The following is a 13,403-nucleotide window of genomic DNA, read 5'->3' as shown; positions in this document are numbered from 1 at the left end:
CGCTATTCCAACTCGATCCAATCACTGGCCCCCATTTTGCCAGTTAGTTGATAGGTGGCGTTGGGGATTGTCTCGTATTGGACGGGTTCCAGACTTTCCACAGAGAGGCCATTGGTGATGTCACCGGTTAATTGAAGCTCTGTTGCCCGCTCGGGCACACGAAAAACCATGGATGAATCGGGTTGGATGGTTGCAGAATTTAATGTGCGGGGCGTATCATCCAGTTGGAAGTCGAGTTTGAAACGAGCGGCAAAAGCGCCTTTATTTTCAATGATGAGCCAGCCGATGCTGAGATTGCCGGCGTTGAGCTTTTCCGAGGCTGCCAGGGATTGATCCATTACGAGCCAATTAAACATTTCACCATGAGGGAGAGGGGATAGATCCTGATTCATTATTGTCCAGCTTGAGCCATCATAGCGCACTGCCGCTTCTGGCGCGTTGGCGACCCCGCTTGGACGTTTGCGGGAGATAAAGATTTTAGCCCGATTATCGATATTTTGAATCCTCGTGGCGTTGTTCCGCGTATTGCCAACGCCGACTATATGCCCGTTCGCATGGGTGGTGAACGGTGTCATGCCTAATGATTCCGTTCTCCCATCACCGACAGCCAGCACGTTAAGGGCAGTGCCCAATGGCATCGTTTCGCCGTCTTCGCGCTGAATAATCCAGTAAATGCCATTGAAGGTAACGCATAATGGGCCGGTGTTGGCTGCATAGCTATCCTGTGCCGTTACGATAATGCCAGCCTGCGGATTGAAATCGATCGCCGGGTGCGAAATCATCGTTCCTGAGCCTTGTCGGTTGCTTGGCGCTACTTTATGGACGAAGGCGTTTCTCGAAGCAGAGTCGATGGCGATCACATTAAAGCCAGCTCCAGGAGGCATTGGTTTGCCGTCCTCATTGAAGATGCGCCAGCGATCTTGAACGCTATCGTAGGCGACTCGCACAGAATGTGGGTTGGGTTGGCCGAGATTACCAGTCACGAAAAGTAGGTGATTGGGGCGGTTGTTTGTCGTTGGGTGGTCAAGCAGGGTGGAGGGGCCATCGATATTAGCCTGAGTCGCCTCATGAGTGAATGCTTTGAGGGCAGCATCGAGGGGCGCCGCCATGAGAGTCAGTGCGAATATAAAAATGGGCCGTAGCGAGTATTGATATCTGCTAGACAGCATTTACGGGAGTAGGCTAATCAAGATTGCGAATTGAAATGCATGTGTTTTTGATGACCGCATGATAAGAAAAGTTCAGACTGCCTCAACCTTATACATGCTCGTTACCTTGCCGCTGGTCGCCCAGGATGGACAGCCCGCAGGGCAGTATGCGAGTTCGGCTCCAGATGAACCCCTCTCGGTGAATACCGAGGCATGGGACAGCTTTATCAGCTTCAATGGGGACCGAATTCTTGGGGATCCTTCTGAACATAAATACGTGCCTGGAGCCACCTACTACACCTCCTACACGAGTGTCGGCAAACGCATTGCAGGTGATGCGATCGTGCCGAGCTTCTCAACCAGCGGCCCATTGTTTGGGGGAGATGGCTATGGCACGTTTTCAGGGGTTCTGCCATTCGATGGTCAATACACTGAGCAGTTTAATGGTATTGGCGGGTGGAAATACCATTTGATGGAGCACCTTGATGTGGATGTCGGTGGTGGGCTGGGTATTTACGCGGATAATAGTTTCGGTGAAGGCCAGCCCAATGCATTCGGTTCGTGGTATCGCAGTAAATTCTATTTTGGCTTCATTGGCGATGTCATGCTGCAGCCTGCGATCTACTTCACTTATGACTCACAACTCGAACAGGCGGCGGGCGTTTTTGGAATATCAGAGAGATGGCAACTGGCCGAGGATTGGGCGTTTTTCTGGGAAGGACGTGTTGGCTATTTGAACGCCAATTCCTATTTTGGCGATAGTGGTCCGCCTGCTGGAGGTAAATGGCAAAACGGTTATGCCTACTGGTTGACTGCAATCGAGTTGACTTGGGATGTTATCGAGAATGGCGCCATCGCGATTGGAGCAGGCTATACTGGCAACAACGATGGAAAAGTTGGCTTTGCGGGCATCGACCTTGGACCTGAGGACACGTTTTATGGAAAGGTGAGTATTTCCTACTCATTCTAAGGAGTGTCCTGACGTTGAGGCTGTGATGGCGCGGGTGTGAAACTGATGCGCTCAAGATCGGTCCTTGCTCTTGCGAGTTGTAAAGACCCATTCGCAAGGACTCAGCATTTGAGGGCATACTACAAGCCTGTCACACCCAGGCCAGCCTTTGCTGGTTGCGCAAGATCACTGCGCAGATGGGACTATTCAAACTGAGCTTTATTTCTAAAGGGGCAATGTTGATTTGGCCCGTGTAGCTGTGGTGGCGACTATCTTCAATTGCAGAAAAGACAAAAGCGCTGAGCAATTGCCCAGCGCTTTTGTGGTAAATTCAATATCAAGTAACTGAGTTATGCGCTAACTGCAGTTTCTTGTTCGGCTGTCGCTTTGGCCTTCTTGCGGCGACGCCAGACGAAGAATCCTAATGCCAAGAAGCCTGCTCCTGCAATGTATGTAGATGGCTCTGGAACTACAGCGATATGGACCGTGTCGCCAGACCCTGCGAGGGTAAAGGTGACCGAGCCAGATTCGTCAATACCAAGATCAGCGAAGTTGGTATTCTCAAAAATCATCGTGAAATTAATCGGCGTGCCCGATACATAGCCTGTCGGAACCAAGAGGCGGGTGGTGGTGAAGCCAAATGGCGTGCCAGCTGAGACTTCTGGGTTATTGGTCTGTCCACCGGCGCCATAATTACCGGTTCGGCCGCCCTGATAGCGTTCGTAGGTTGTTCCAGGGCCATTGGAATGGCGGATTGTTCCTGATGATGGAATGATGATACTGACTGAGTTTGACTCAGTTCCAGCAGCGATTGCTCCGGTGAGATCGATACTGCCGGATCCAGTGATGAAGACATCGCCTCCACTTTTGGAAATCTCAATAAGAACCATGGCGTTTGCCGCCGCTGGTATGACTGCAGCCAGTAAAATAGTAGATAGTAGTCTCATAGTGTGCATACAGTGGATTTCTTAGGACTATTAGTCAATTAAATTTTTATTTTACCACCACTGGAAATAGGGTAGTGATGCTGAGACCTGGGTCGGGTAGCATCAACATTTGAGTAAACCTATTCATTAGATGTGATCAGCTCTACCATGTAGGGGCTGTCTGGCTCTGTTTTTGTTGGGTTCTTGGGCCTGCTTCTGGGGGGTATGGCCTCTAGGTGTTGCTTCCTCGAAGTGATTGCTCCCAAGGCTTACGCCAAGCGATCATGCATGTAATACGTCGCAGCCTTCGCCTCTAATGCTGATGATTAAAGGCTCTGCAGTGAAATGCGCTAAACTAATCGCCCTCGCTCAGGCAATAGTCACCTCGTCGCAGAGGTAAACGTCCTGAATTGTGTTCAGGAGTTTAACTCCCTCAGCCATAGGACGTTGGAATGCTTTGCGACCTGATATCAGACCGGCTCCGCCGGCGCGCTTATTAATGACAGCAGTCTTGACGGCGTCGCCAAAGTCATTGGAGCCAGATGCGCCGCCAGAGTTGATCAGTGGCCGCCGCCCCATGTAACAATTGGCAATCTGATAACGGGTCAGATCGATGGGGTGGTCGGTGGTCAGTTCGGTGTAAATACGCTCATCAAGCTTGCCATAGCTGCTGTTGCCCGTGTTGAGCGCCTTATAGCCGCCGTTCTTTTCCGGAAGCTTTTGCTTAATGATATCTGCCTCGATGGTGACGCCAAGGTGATTCGCCTGACCGGTGAGGTCGGCAGAAACGTGGTAGTCGACACCGTCTTTTTTAAAGGCTGGGTTGCGCAGGTAGCACCATAAAATGGTCGCCATGCCTAGCTCGTGCGCCCGATAGAACGCCTCGGCGACTTCGATGATTTGGCGGTTAGACTCTTCGGAGCCAAAGTAAATCGTGGCTCCGACAGCGGCTGCGCCCATGTCGTAGGCTTGGTCGACCGAGCCAAACATGATCTGATCAGCCTGGTTGGGGTAGGTGAGCAACTGGTTGTGGTTTATTTTGACGATGAACGGGATCTTGTGCGCATACTTTCGGGCGCAACTGCCGAGAACGCCAAAGGTTGAGGCGACGGCGTTGCAGCCACCCTCGATAGCCAACTTGACGATGTTCTCGCTGTCGAAATAGTCAGGGTTCTTGGCAAATGATGCTCCACCGCTGTGTTCAATGCCTTGATCGACTGGCAAGATACTCATGTAGCCGGTGCCAGCAAGACGGCCGGTATGCAGGATCCAGTTTAGGTTGTTTAGAACGCGCTGATTACGGTCAGTAGAGGCGAAAATGCGGTCGATGAAGTCGCCACCGGGCAGATGGAGTCGATCCTTCGAGATCGTTTGGCACTGGTGGTTGAGCAATGAGTCGGCGTCTCCGCCGAGGTATTCTTGGATCTGGTCGATCATGAGATTAGTATTTGGCGGTTCAGTAAAAGGGTTGGAACCGTAATAAAACATTGCACGCACGGGCCGCGCAATCCAGAAATACCGCTGGCGACTTCGTTTGGGGGCAAATCTGGTGACAATTGTGAAACCGGGAGTGTGGTTCTGGCGAGGGGCGCCACAGGTCAGAAAATGTCCGGCGGCGCATAATTAATGTTGATTCCGTCGCGACCTAACATAAGCTGCCCTGCTTAACTTAGCTCAACATACAAACCAAAAGCTATCATGCCAGTTGCAACACCGAAGCAGTACGAAGCGATGATCGACGCCGCCCAGAAGGGCAATTACGCCTATCCGGCCGTCAACATCACCTCGATCACGACCATCAACGCAGCACTCAAAGCCTTCGCCGACGCTAAGTCCGACGGCATCATTCAAGTATCCACCGGCGGCGGCCAGTTTGCATCCGGTCTCGGCGTAAATGACGCAGCCTTCGGCGCGATCGTGCTTGCAGAGGCCACTCATATTTTGGCCGAGAAATATGACGTGCTCGTGGCTTTGCACACCGACCACTGCCACCCGGAAAAGGTGGACGGCTTCCTGAAGCCGCTGCTTGAAGCCTCCCGCAAGCGTAAGGCAGAGGGTAAGGGCCCGCTTTTCCAGTCTCACATGTTCGATGGCTCCGTGGTGCCTCTAGCTGAGAATTTGGAAATTTCGAAGGCTCTACTCAAGGAGTGCGCCGAGTTGGATATCATCCTCGAAGTCGAAGCTGGCTGCGTCGGTGGTGAAGAAGACGGCCACGACACCTCTGGTCTCCCAGCTGAAAAGCTCTACACGACGCCAGAAGACATGGTGGAAGTTTACGAAGCCTTGAGCCCGATCGGTCGCTTCCTCTTCGCTGCGACTTTTGGTAATGTCCATGGCGCTTACAAGCCTGGCGCGGTCAAGCTCAAGCCGACCATTCTCCGTGACGGCCAAAAGGCGGTTACCGACAAGTATGGCGAGGAATCGAAGATGGACCTCGTATTCCACGGTGGTTCCGGTTCCGAGCTCAGCGACATCCGCGAAACGCTGGAATACGGCGTGGTCAAGATGAACATCGACACCGACACGCAGTATGCCTTCACCCGCCCGATCGTCACCCACATCTGCAGCAACATCGAAGGCGTGCTGAAGATTGATGGCGAAGTCGGCAACAAGAAGACCTACGATCCACGTAGCTACCTGAAGAAGGCTGAAAAGAACATGACCGAGCGCATGATGCAGTGCTGCGACGATCTTTGTTCCACTGGTAAGACCATCTTTGGCACAGTCTAAGTCGCCTTGCGCCCTTAAATTTTCGAGCTAGGTCCCAATGCGGGGCCTGGCTTTTGTTTTGAGTTGATCCTTCAGCCCGCTTTGCGCTTTTGTAACTGACTCCCGTGATAAAGACCATCCAGTCCCGCATACTTTCCTTCGACATTGAATGGACGCCCGATCCAATGGCGGCTGAAGCGCTCTATGGCGTGGAGCACAATCCGCCGCTTAGTCTGCCTGACGCTTATCGTCGCATGTGGAAAGAGGCCGGTGCGACGCCGGAAAGTCCGCGCCCCTGGGTGAAAACCATGCTTTGCCGCATTGTGACCATTGCGGGGATTTTCCGTGAGGTGGATAAAGACGGGGTTCCGACGCTGAAGCTAGTCTCTCTGCCCAGCGATCCCTTTGACCCCGAAAAATGCACTGAGCGGGTGTTGTTGGAGGCGTTTATTAAAGGCATTGGTCGGAGCAAGCCGCAACTCGTGGGCTTTAATTCACAGAATGCCGACGTGCCGATTTTGGCGCAGCGAGCGGTAGTCAATGGTCTGCCGGGCTTTGGCTTTGGCGACCGCCCGGATAAGCCCTGGGAGGGGGCCGACTATTTTTCGACGTCGAGCGACTATCATGTAGATCTGCAATACCTGCTCGCACGTGGCCAGAATACGCCGAGGCTGCACGAAGCGGCGACGATTTGTGGTATTCCGGGCAAGGTGGATGTGTCCGGCGACAATGTCTGGGCGTTGATCGAGCTGGGCAAAGTGAAACAGGTGCTCGATTACAACGAGTTCGACGCCTTTACGACTCATTTGCTTTGGGCTCGGATGGCCCATTTTTCCGGCCTCCTCGACACCAAGGAATACGAGCGTGAGCAGCAACTCGTGCGGGAGCTCCTGGAGAAAGAAATCGAGGCCGGCAAAGTTCACTTACAGCGCTACATTGCCGAATGGGACCGCCTTCGTGCGATCACTGCGAAGTATTGATTCGTTCGCTGGTTTTACTTAACCTTCTTTAGTGCTTAGCAGTCTTTCTAATTCTCTAAGGACGCTGCTTGGGCCCGCGTAATCCCCGTTTACGTAGCTGTCTTTGAGGACATTGCCATCACGGTCGACAAGCACAAGGCAGGGGATCCCACTGCCGGAAAACTGTGTCAGTTCGCGGCTGCTCTTCTTCCTGTCATAATCGAGGGCCAGCCAGGGCATCTCGTATTCAGACATATATTCTTCCATGGCGTCTTCGTCGTTGTCGCTGCTCACGAAAATAACTTCAAACTTATCCTGCTGGGCGGCGGCATCATTATAAAACTGCACCAATTTGGGGGTAAACTTGCGGCAGGGCGGGCACCAGTGTGCAGAATAATAGATGGCGTAATAATCTTTAGGCGTGAATTCTTTGGCGCCGACTCGTTCCAGGCGACTGCCGTTCAGCTCAACCAGATTGCGCGAAATTGCTGTTTCGAATGACGTTTTTTCGCGAACAGCTTTTTCTCTTGGCGAGGGATTGTTTTGGGAGCCATTGGCAACGAGTTCCTGCACGTGATCTTGGTCTTCCTGACTGAGTCGGCTCAAGGGTACTTGATAGCGCATGCCATCGCCCTTGCTGAACACGACCATCATGACGCCGTCGCGTTCGTATGTTTCCACGAAATCGGCCGTCATGGTGCGCCCGTCCTGGCTGGTCCAGTCCCGGGCGTCTGCGATCAAGGCGAATAATAGAGTGGCGCTGAGCGTTGCGAATAGCTTCATGGTATACTGAGATGACAACATTTACTATGATAAGTTTCATGGGCGAGGACAACTATTATTCGATCGATGCTTCCGATCAGCTTGTCAATGCGCGGGTAAGCGGCATGCTGGATGTGAATGATGTCCAAGGACCCAGCTTTTGAGGAGCCACTACAGAGCTTTCTTGCCACGCTTCAACTAGAGCGTGGGCTGGCGGACTACACACTCGAAGGCTACGAAAGCGATTTGAGGCAGTTTATTGCGTTTTTGAAATCGAAAAGGGTGGCTGATTGGCAGGCGGTGCAGGGCGAGCATTTGTCTGACTGGATTGGCTCGCTGAGCGATGAAGATTACGCCGTTTCCAGCTTGGCGCGTAAGCTGACCGCTGTTCGGGGCATGGCCAAGCATCTGGTTGCCGAGCGTTGGCGGAAGGACGTCTTTTCCGAGCTGGTTCGCGGGCCGCGCTTGACGCGTAAGCTGCCCGGCGCGTTGTCGGCGGATGAAGTCGATAAATTGCTCTCAGCGCCTGATGAAACCACGCCGCAAGGTCTGCGCGACCGCGCCATGCTGGAGCTGATGTATTCGAGCGGTTTGCGGGTGAGCGAGCTTTGTGGACTGACGCTGCAGGCGGTCGATATGGAGTCTGGCCTGCTCCGCGTTTTTGGCAAAGGCTCGAAGGAACGGGTCGTGCCGCTCGGCTCCCACGCGTCCAAGGCTTTGGAGCGCTACTTGGATGTGGGGCGTCCCAAGCTGGTGAAACCAAGGACCGGTAGTGAGCTTTTTCTGAGTCAGTGGGGGAGGGCGCTCTCGCGCAAGACATTCTGGGTCATGATCAAAAAGACGGCCAAGCTGGCGGGCATTGATGCGCCGGTGAAGCCTCACCTGTTGCGGCATTCCTTTGCGACGCATTTGCTGGAGGGAGGCGCCGATCTGCGGGCGATCCAGGAAATGCTCGGCCATGCGGATATCGCGACGACTCAGATCTATACCTACGTGAAAGGCCAGTCGCTGGCGGCGGCGCATGATAAACATCACCCACGTAATCAGCTGTAAGCGAGGGGCGTTACTCGTTGGCCAGAGCCTGCGCCCGCTGCCCAACTTTTTTCATTAAGTGGTAAAATTGGCTGCGCTCGTCCTGGCTTAATTCACTGAAGATTTTTTCCAGGGCGGCAGCGTGTTCTTCGTAAGCGCAAGAGATATGCTCGTGCCCAGCGGGGGTGAGGTGGACTTCCACCACGCGGCGATCTGTGGGTGAAGCTCGGCGCTCGACGTAGCCTTTTTTCTCTGCGCGGTCGACGGCGGCGGTGATGGAGCCGCTGGTCAGCATGACGCGCCGACCGATCGTGTTAACCGGTTGTGGGCCTTTGTGCAGCAAGACTTCGAGGACGGCAAAATCACTCAATACGTCGAACCCCTGCTGTTTGATGCTTTGCCGGTCGTATTGTTCGATGGCGCGGTACGCTTTCCAATTGATTAGCCACAGGTGCGGCGCTGACGTGTCAAGGGGCTCGCTCATGGTTCATACCTAATGCAAAAAGTATCTAGGCATCAAGATGAATGCAGTCTGAAGCGCGTTTAGAAATTCGCTTGACGCATCCTTGGGAACTCACGATGTTTCTTCGCTTTGCTAGGCCCGTGGTGTAATGGTAGCACTAAGGATTCTGGTTCCTTCTGTCGGGGTTCGAGTCCCTGCGGGCCTGCCAGCATAAAGGCTGGATTGCACATTGTGCAAATGGAGTAGAGGCCAATATGGTCTGTTGGCTTCGGTTCCAAGAGTGTGCGAGGTTATCACCACCTCATTGCAGCTGAATTTTCCTGATGCGAAAATCTACTGGTCCACCGGGACGCCGGGTTAGCTGGTGGCGGGGTTGTTGCCCGTTTGAGTGACCAGAAGGCGGATGATGTTGGAATTATTGGGCGGCTCCCATCCAGTGCTCAGTAGATCGTAATATTCCTTGGCGATGGCCTTCTGCTCAAGGCGAAGGCTGGCCATTTGCGCCTCGATTTTCATCCGCTTGCGCTGGGCGGTTTTAAAAGAAGAGGGGGGGAGGCCATTGCGCGGGCGCTCGTTGTATTCGGCCACTTCCTCAGCAACCACCAACGATTTTTCCCGGTATTCGCTGATGCGAAGTTTGAGCTCGTTCGGTAGGGCGTTGAAAAACTCCTGTAACTGCTCGTTTGGGTCGTAGTCGACGGCAATTTCTTCGACAACAATTTCACCGGACGACTGCATGTCCGCCGTCAGCGGAGAGACTGACGCTATGCTAATTGCTAAAATGCCGAAAACCGTCGATTTCATTTTCCCCTCTATCTAAGCTTAATCTGGCGCCGCAAGCAAGGCGAGAATGCTTTAATTGAGCGGGATTTCTTTTGAAAGCAGCGAGAAATACTAGACAAACGTCCCGTAACGCGCTATCGACTCCCGTCTTTTGCGATGAAAGTTTACATGAATGGCGATTTTGTGGACCAGGCGGACGCCAAGGTCTCAGTTTTTGATCATGGCTTCCTTTATGGGGATGGCATCTTTGAAGGCATCCGCCTGTACAACGGCAACGTCTACAAGCTGGATGAGCACTTGGAGCGTTTGGAGTTTTCCGCCCGCGCCATCATGCTGGACATGCCTTGGAGCCGTGCGGAAATCGCCGAAGCCGTCTGTGAATCCTGCCGCGTCAATGGGCTGCAAAACGGATACATTCGCTTGATCGTCTCCCGGGGCGTTGGTTCATTGGGCTTGTCTCCCAAGAGCTGCTCAAGCCCGCAACTCATCATCATAGCAGACCAGATCCAGCTGTACCCCAAGGAGTTCTACACCGACGGCCTTAAGGTAATCACCGTTGCGACCCGTCGCAACAATCCGGCGGCGTTGCCTCCGATGATCAAGAGCCTGAACTACCTGAACAACATTCTAGCCAAAATCGAGGCCGGGCACTTGGGCTACGTCGAGGCCTTCATGCTCAATGATCAGGGGTATGTGGCTGAGTGCACGGGCGATAACGTGTTCATTGTCCAACACGGAAAGATCTTTACTCCGCCAGTTAATGCCGGTTCGCTGACAGGCATTACCCGCCAGGCTGTGCTTGAAATTGCGAAAGACCTTGGCATTGAAGTGGTTGAGACTAACTTGACCCGTTATGACTTGTGGATTGCCAAGGAGTGCTTCCTTTCGGGGACTGCCGCCGAGGTGGTGCCGGTGGTTGAGATTGATGGCCGCGTGATCGGAGACGGTAAGCCTGGTTCCCTCACCAAGCGTGTCCTGGAGGCGTTCCATGGGCGGGTTTCGTCCGACGGAACGCGTATTTAAGCGGGGGGGGACGTAGGCCTTGCCTGGTGCAGATTCACTGGGCAAGTGATACCTGATAGATGCTTGCGTCTTTATTTGACAGCTGGGCATATTCACCGCAAATTTGTTGTTTCACCTATGCTTTATCATCGCCCTGTTACCCAGTATTCACCCAACCGCCGCCCAGGTTTCACCTTGGTGGAGCTGTTGGTGGTCATTGCCATTATCGCGATCCTATCTTCCATTGTGTTCGGTTTGACTCGCGGCATCGCGGTGAAGCAAGCACGCACCAAGGCTGAGGCAGAGCTTCAGGCGCTCGCCACCGCGCTTGAGAGCTACAAGCTTAAATATGGCGACTATCCTTGGCTCGGTGAAGACTCTGACAGTTCAGACTTATTTGAGCACTTGACGGGCGAAAAGAAGATGGTGCCCGGGAGCACCGCAGGCAATCCTGATATGGTGAACGGTGGGCAGGCCTTTGTGAACGAAGAGGACTTCACCATTTCCAATGACCGCTTCATGGACCCTTGGGGCGGCAATTATGCCTACTATTACAAGGATGCCAGCGATAGTGGCTCAAGCTGGAGATACCCTGGTTTTATCCTCGTTTGCCTTGGCGCAGATGGCGCTCAAGACGATTCAGGCTTAGCCACGGGAGAAATTCCCAAGGATTACTTTGATGACGACAATAATCTCGATAACTTTGTTTACGGACTAGAATTTTAATACGATGAATACGCACACCCCACTTAAACGCCGCGGCTTTACCCTGGTTGAACTTTTAACCGTCGTAGCCATTATTGGCATTTTGGCCGGCATTCTGATACCGGTCGTTGGCGGCGCAAAGAAGAATGCGCTCAAAGCGAAGACTCGCGCCCAATTCAGTGGCTGGGCCACAGCGCTTCAGGCCTACAAGAACGAGTATGGCTACTACCCGCAGGTTGGATCATTACACACGGGTAGCACGTTGACCCTGTCATCGGATAGTGCGGACTTCATGAAGGCCTTGACAGGTCGCAATCCTGCCAACGGCAACCGCGACACATCTTTCAACCGCAAAGCGATCGGCTTTTACTCTTTTGGTGAATCAGAGCTGCTTGAAGGCTCAGACACCCAATTAGTTGATGCCTTTGATAATCCAAACATTTATATTAGGGTCGACGCCGATGGTGATGGTTCTATAAATGTATCCAGCGCACCTGATGACATTGCGGACGGCGACCTGAGAGCCTCAGTTGCTATCTGGACAGATGAAGAAGACGGCGAAGATTTCGAAACGATTTCCAATTGGCAATAACATGACATTTCGCAGCACAAACAGCCGTAAGCACGGGTTTTCGCTCGTGGAACTCCTGGCGGTGATTGCGATCATCGCGGTCATGGCGGCCATTATTGGCGTCAGTTTGCCGGATAATTCCAGCGCGAACCTGAAGTCTGGTCAAAGCGCCGCCATTGGGATGTTTCAGGCTGCGCGCACCGTGGCGTCTATGCGCCGCACTGAAGCGCGCGTCATCATTTATGCTGATAGTGACACAAGTGAACCAGATGCGGAAAAGAAATTCCTCCGTTACATGGGTGTTGTCTATTGGGGGGACCCTGATGAAGATGGCACTTACGATTGGGTCGCCGCCAATTCCGGGGTCTACCTGCCAGCAGGCGTCTACTATATCCCGGATGGTTCGGTGCCGGGCTTGGTGAGCGCCGAAGGTGACGCCTCGAATGGTGAAATTCTCACCAGCAGCGACATTCCAGCTGTTATGCAAGCTAGCTTTCCCGTTTCTACTGGGGATGAAAACGACTGGTATTACTACTCTTTTGACGGCAGCGGTTCCGCTCGTACGGATTCGAATGTGCCCGGTTCGTTTCATAACTTTGCTGGCGAAGCGGTGGTGTTCGCTGCTGGCCGCGTCGAGCCCAGTGGGACTTCCTTGCAAGTGCTCATCAAAAATCCGTTTCTGACCAATGGCTTCGTCATCCGACGCTTCGGCGGCGTACTCAACATGGAAGAATACGATCAAGTGCAATCAGCGACCAATTAGTTAGGCGACTATGACTATCTCCACCCCACGTTCTTGTTTTTCTCAGCGTACCTCTGGTTTCTCCCTGACGGAGGTCATTCTCGCGGTCGGCGTGATCGCGGTTTCCATCTTGGCCCTATTGGGCCTGTTCGGTCCTACGATGTCATCGGTGCGTGACGTGGTGGACAGCAATGAAGCCAACGGTGTCCGCACCCGGCTGAATGCCGCCCTCATGAGTGACGAGATTTATGATCGCGTCTCCGGAGGTGGTGATTTTGAGTCCTTAGCTGGACAACTTGGAGGCGGGGTCGAATTGTATTTTTGGACTGAACGCCAATCCATGACTAGTGACTCGCCGCTCGTCCTAAAGTATTCTGAAAGCTTGAGCGACTTTACGAGCGCTATGGCTGCAGGTAGTGTGGATGGCGGATCGATTTTCGTTGTTACCTTAGAGGAAGGAATGCAAGGTGGAGCCAATCCTTATGCCTTTGGGCAAGTGGCTGTTCAGGGTTACTTTCCCATTTTCGTTTCCATTTATGCTGCAGACATTGGTATGGTGCTGGCAGAAGGTCAGGGTGGGGTTGATACCTTGGTGGACAGCTCTGATCCGCTCTTTTCTTACACAACTGCCAAGCTCCGTTGATCTACCTAC

The 13,403-nt window shown here is 53.2% G+C and carries 15 protein-coding genes and 1 tRNA gene; 10 read left to right on the top strand and 6 right to left on the bottom strand.

Translation table 11 applies throughout. The features are described 5' to 3' along the window. Window positions 1-2 precede the first annotated feature (2 nt). Complete coding sequence (locus RBB63_RS11325; protein WP_309384247.1) at window positions 3-1,109, bottom strand: DUF7452 domain-containing protein; 1,107 nt, start codon at window positions 1,107-1,109, stop codon at window positions 3-5. 118 nt (window positions 1,110-1,227) lie between these two features. On the opposite strand from RBB63_RS11325, the gene RBB63_RS11320 reads away from it, so the two are divergent. Further along, on the top strand, window positions 1,228-2,118 hold the full coding sequence (locus tag RBB63_RS11320; RefSeq protein WP_309384245.1) for a hypothetical protein: 891 nt from the start codon (window positions 1,228-1,230) through the stop codon (window positions 2,116-2,118). A 329-nt stretch (window positions 2,119-2,447) separates the two neighbouring features. On the opposite strand, the gene RBB63_RS11315 is transcribed toward RBB63_RS11320, so the two are convergent. Together RBB63_RS11315 and RBB63_RS11310 are read right to left on the bottom strand one after the other, a co-directional pair. Next, the gene (locus tag RBB63_RS11315; RefSeq protein WP_309384243.1) at window positions 2,448-3,044 is read right to left on the bottom strand and encodes a PEP-CTERM sorting domain-containing protein; all 597 of its coding nucleotides are present in this window, start codon (window positions 3,042-3,044) and stop codon (window positions 2,448-2,450) included. A gap of 348 nt (window positions 3,045-3,392) precedes the next feature. Continuing rightward, window positions 3,393-4,460 carry a class I fructose-bisphosphate aldolase gene (locus RBB63_RS11310; protein WP_309384241.1) on the bottom strand — a complete coding sequence of 356 codons (1,068 nt, stop codon included), beginning with the start codon at window positions 4,458-4,460 and terminating at the stop codon, window positions 3,393-3,395. Between the two features lie 261 nt (window positions 4,461-4,721). Here RBB63_RS11310 and fbaA point away from each other — a divergent pair, with 261 nt between their 5' ends. Together fbaA and RBB63_RS11300 are read left to right on the top strand one after the other, a co-directional pair. Next, window positions 4,722-5,753, top strand: a complete 1,032-nt coding sequence (gene fbaA, locus RBB63_RS11305; protein WP_309384240.1) for a class II fructose-bisphosphate aldolase — start codon at window positions 4,722-4,724, stop codon at window positions 5,751-5,753. Between the two features lie 104 nt (window positions 5,754-5,857). After that, window positions 5,858-6,712, top strand: coding sequence for a hypothetical protein (locus tag RBB63_RS11300; protein ID WP_309384239.1), 855 nt, complete (start codon window positions 5,858-5,860; stop codon window positions 6,710-6,712). Between the two features lie 18 nt (window positions 6,713-6,730). Here RBB63_RS11300 and RBB63_RS11295 read toward each other — a convergent pair whose 3' ends face one another. Continuing rightward, window positions 6,731-7,474 carry a thioredoxin-like domain-containing protein gene (locus RBB63_RS11295; protein ID WP_309384237.1) on the bottom strand — a complete coding sequence of 248 codons (744 nt, stop codon included), beginning with the start codon at window positions 7,472-7,474 and terminating at the stop codon, window positions 6,731-6,733. A gap of 120 nt (window positions 7,475-7,594) precedes the next feature. Between RBB63_RS11295 and xerD the strand changes: the two genes are divergently transcribed. Continuing rightward, window positions 7,595-8,506, top strand: coding sequence for a site-specific tyrosine recombinase XerD (gene xerD / locus RBB63_RS11290; RefSeq protein ID WP_309384235.1), 912 nt, complete (start codon window positions 7,595-7,597; stop codon window positions 8,504-8,506). Between the two features lie 10 nt (window positions 8,507-8,516). Here the strand turns inward: xerD and RBB63_RS11285 are convergent, their stop codons facing one another. Then, entirely contained in the window at window positions 8,517-8,969 is a 453-nt protein-coding gene (locus RBB63_RS11285) for a MarR family winged helix-turn-helix transcriptional regulator (protein WP_309384232.1), read from the bottom strand. Between the two features lie 113 nt (window positions 8,970-9,082). On the opposite strand from RBB63_RS11285, the gene RBB63_RS11280 reads away from it, so the two are divergent. After that, window positions 9,083-9,156, top strand: a tRNA-Gln gene (locus RBB63_RS11280). A 149-nt stretch (window positions 9,157-9,305) separates the two neighbouring features. Here RBB63_RS11280 and RBB63_RS11275 read toward each other — a convergent pair. After that, entirely contained in the window at window positions 9,306-9,752 is a 447-nt protein-coding gene (locus RBB63_RS11275; RefSeq protein ID WP_309384229.1) for a hypothetical protein, read from the bottom strand. Window positions 9,753-9,887: 135 nt separating this feature from the next. On the opposite strand from RBB63_RS11275, the gene ilvE reads away from it, so the two are divergent. From ilvE to RBB63_RS11250, 5 genes are all read left to right on the top strand, one after another. Then, the gene (gene ilvE, locus RBB63_RS11270) at window positions 9,888-10,754 is read left to right on the top strand and encodes a branched-chain-amino-acid transaminase (RefSeq protein ID WP_309384227.1); all 867 of its coding nucleotides are present in this window, start codon (window positions 9,888-9,890) and stop codon (window positions 10,752-10,754) included. A 117-nt stretch (window positions 10,755-10,871) separates the two neighbouring features. Continuing rightward, a complete protein-coding gene (locus RBB63_RS11265) occupies window positions 10,872-11,459 on the top strand; it encodes a prepilin-type N-terminal cleavage/methylation domain-containing protein (RefSeq protein WP_309384225.1) in 588 nt (195 codons plus the stop codon). A 4-nt stretch (window positions 11,460-11,463) separates the two neighbouring features. Then, a complete protein-coding gene (locus tag RBB63_RS11260; protein WP_309384222.1) occupies window positions 11,464-12,030 on the top strand; it encodes a type II secretion system protein in 567 nt (188 codons plus the stop codon). Window position 12,031: 1 nt separating this feature from the next. Further along, complete coding sequence (locus tag RBB63_RS11255; protein WP_309384220.1) at window positions 12,032-12,772, top strand: prepilin-type N-terminal cleavage/methylation domain-containing protein; 741 nt, start codon at window positions 12,032-12,034, stop codon at window positions 12,770-12,772. Window positions 12,773-12,782: 10 nt separating this feature from the next. Beyond that, complete coding sequence (locus tag RBB63_RS11250; protein ID WP_309384218.1) at window positions 12,783-13,394, top strand: type IV pilus modification PilV family protein; 612 nt, start codon at window positions 12,783-12,785, stop codon at window positions 13,392-13,394. The last annotated feature ends 9 nt before the right edge of the window (window positions 13,395-13,403 follow it).

This window comes from Cerasicoccus frondis (assembly GCA_031296915.1).
GTDB classification, from domain to species: Bacteria; Verrucomicrobiota; Verrucomicrobiia; order Opitutales; family Cerasicoccaceae; genus Cerasicoccus; species Cerasicoccus frondis.
Note: the sequence above shows the minus strand (reverse complement) of the source record. Positions and strands in the feature narration are given on the sequence as shown.

Coding starts and splice junctions, on each gene's coding strand:
- RBB63_RS11325 (WP_309384247.1), bottom strand. CDS start 1,109: ATGGCGGCGCCCCTCGATGCTGCCCTCAAAGCATTCACTCATGAGGCG.
- RBB63_RS11320 (WP_309384245.1), top strand. CDS start 1,228: ATGATAAGAAAAGTTCAGACTGCCTCAACCTTATACATGCTCGTTACC.
- RBB63_RS11315 (WP_309384243.1), bottom strand. CDS start 3,044: ATGAGACTACTATCTACTATTTTACTGGCTGCAGTCATACCAGCGGCG.
- RBB63_RS11310 (WP_309384241.1), bottom strand. CDS start 4,460: ATGATCGACCAGATCCAAGAATACCTCGGCGGAGACGCCGACTCATTG.
- fbaA (WP_309384240.1), top strand. CDS start 4,722: ATGCCAGTTGCAACACCGAAGCAGTACGAAGCGATGATCGACGCCGCC.
- RBB63_RS11295 (WP_309384237.1), bottom strand. CDS start 7,474: ATGAAGCTATTCGCAACGCTCAGCGCCACTCTATTATTCGCCTTGATC.
- xerD (WP_309384235.1), top strand. CDS start 7,595: ATGTCCAAGGACCCAGCTTTTGAGGAGCCACTACAGAGCTTTCTTGCC.
- RBB63_RS11285 (WP_309384232.1), bottom strand. CDS start 8,969: ATGAGCGAGCCCCTTGACACGTCAGCGCCGCACCTGTGGCTAATCAAT.
- RBB63_RS11275 (WP_309384229.1), bottom strand. CDS start 9,752: ATGAAATCGACGGTTTTCGGCATTTTAGCAATTAGCATAGCGTCAGTC.
- ilvE (WP_309384227.1), top strand. CDS start 9,888: ATGAAAGTTTACATGAATGGCGATTTTGTGGACCAGGCGGACGCCAAG.
- RBB63_RS11265 (WP_309384225.1), top strand. CDS start 10,872: ATGCTTTATCATCGCCCTGTTACCCAGTATTCACCCAACCGCCGCCCA.
- RBB63_RS11260 (WP_309384222.1), top strand. CDS start 11,464: ATGAATACGCACACCCCACTTAAACGCCGCGGCTTTACCCTGGTTGAA.
- RBB63_RS11255 (WP_309384220.1), top strand. CDS start 12,032: ATGACATTTCGCAGCACAAACAGCCGTAAGCACGGGTTTTCGCTCGTG.
- RBB63_RS11250 (WP_309384218.1), top strand. CDS start 12,783: ATGACTATCTCCACCCCACGTTCTTGTTTTTCTCAGCGTACCTCTGGT.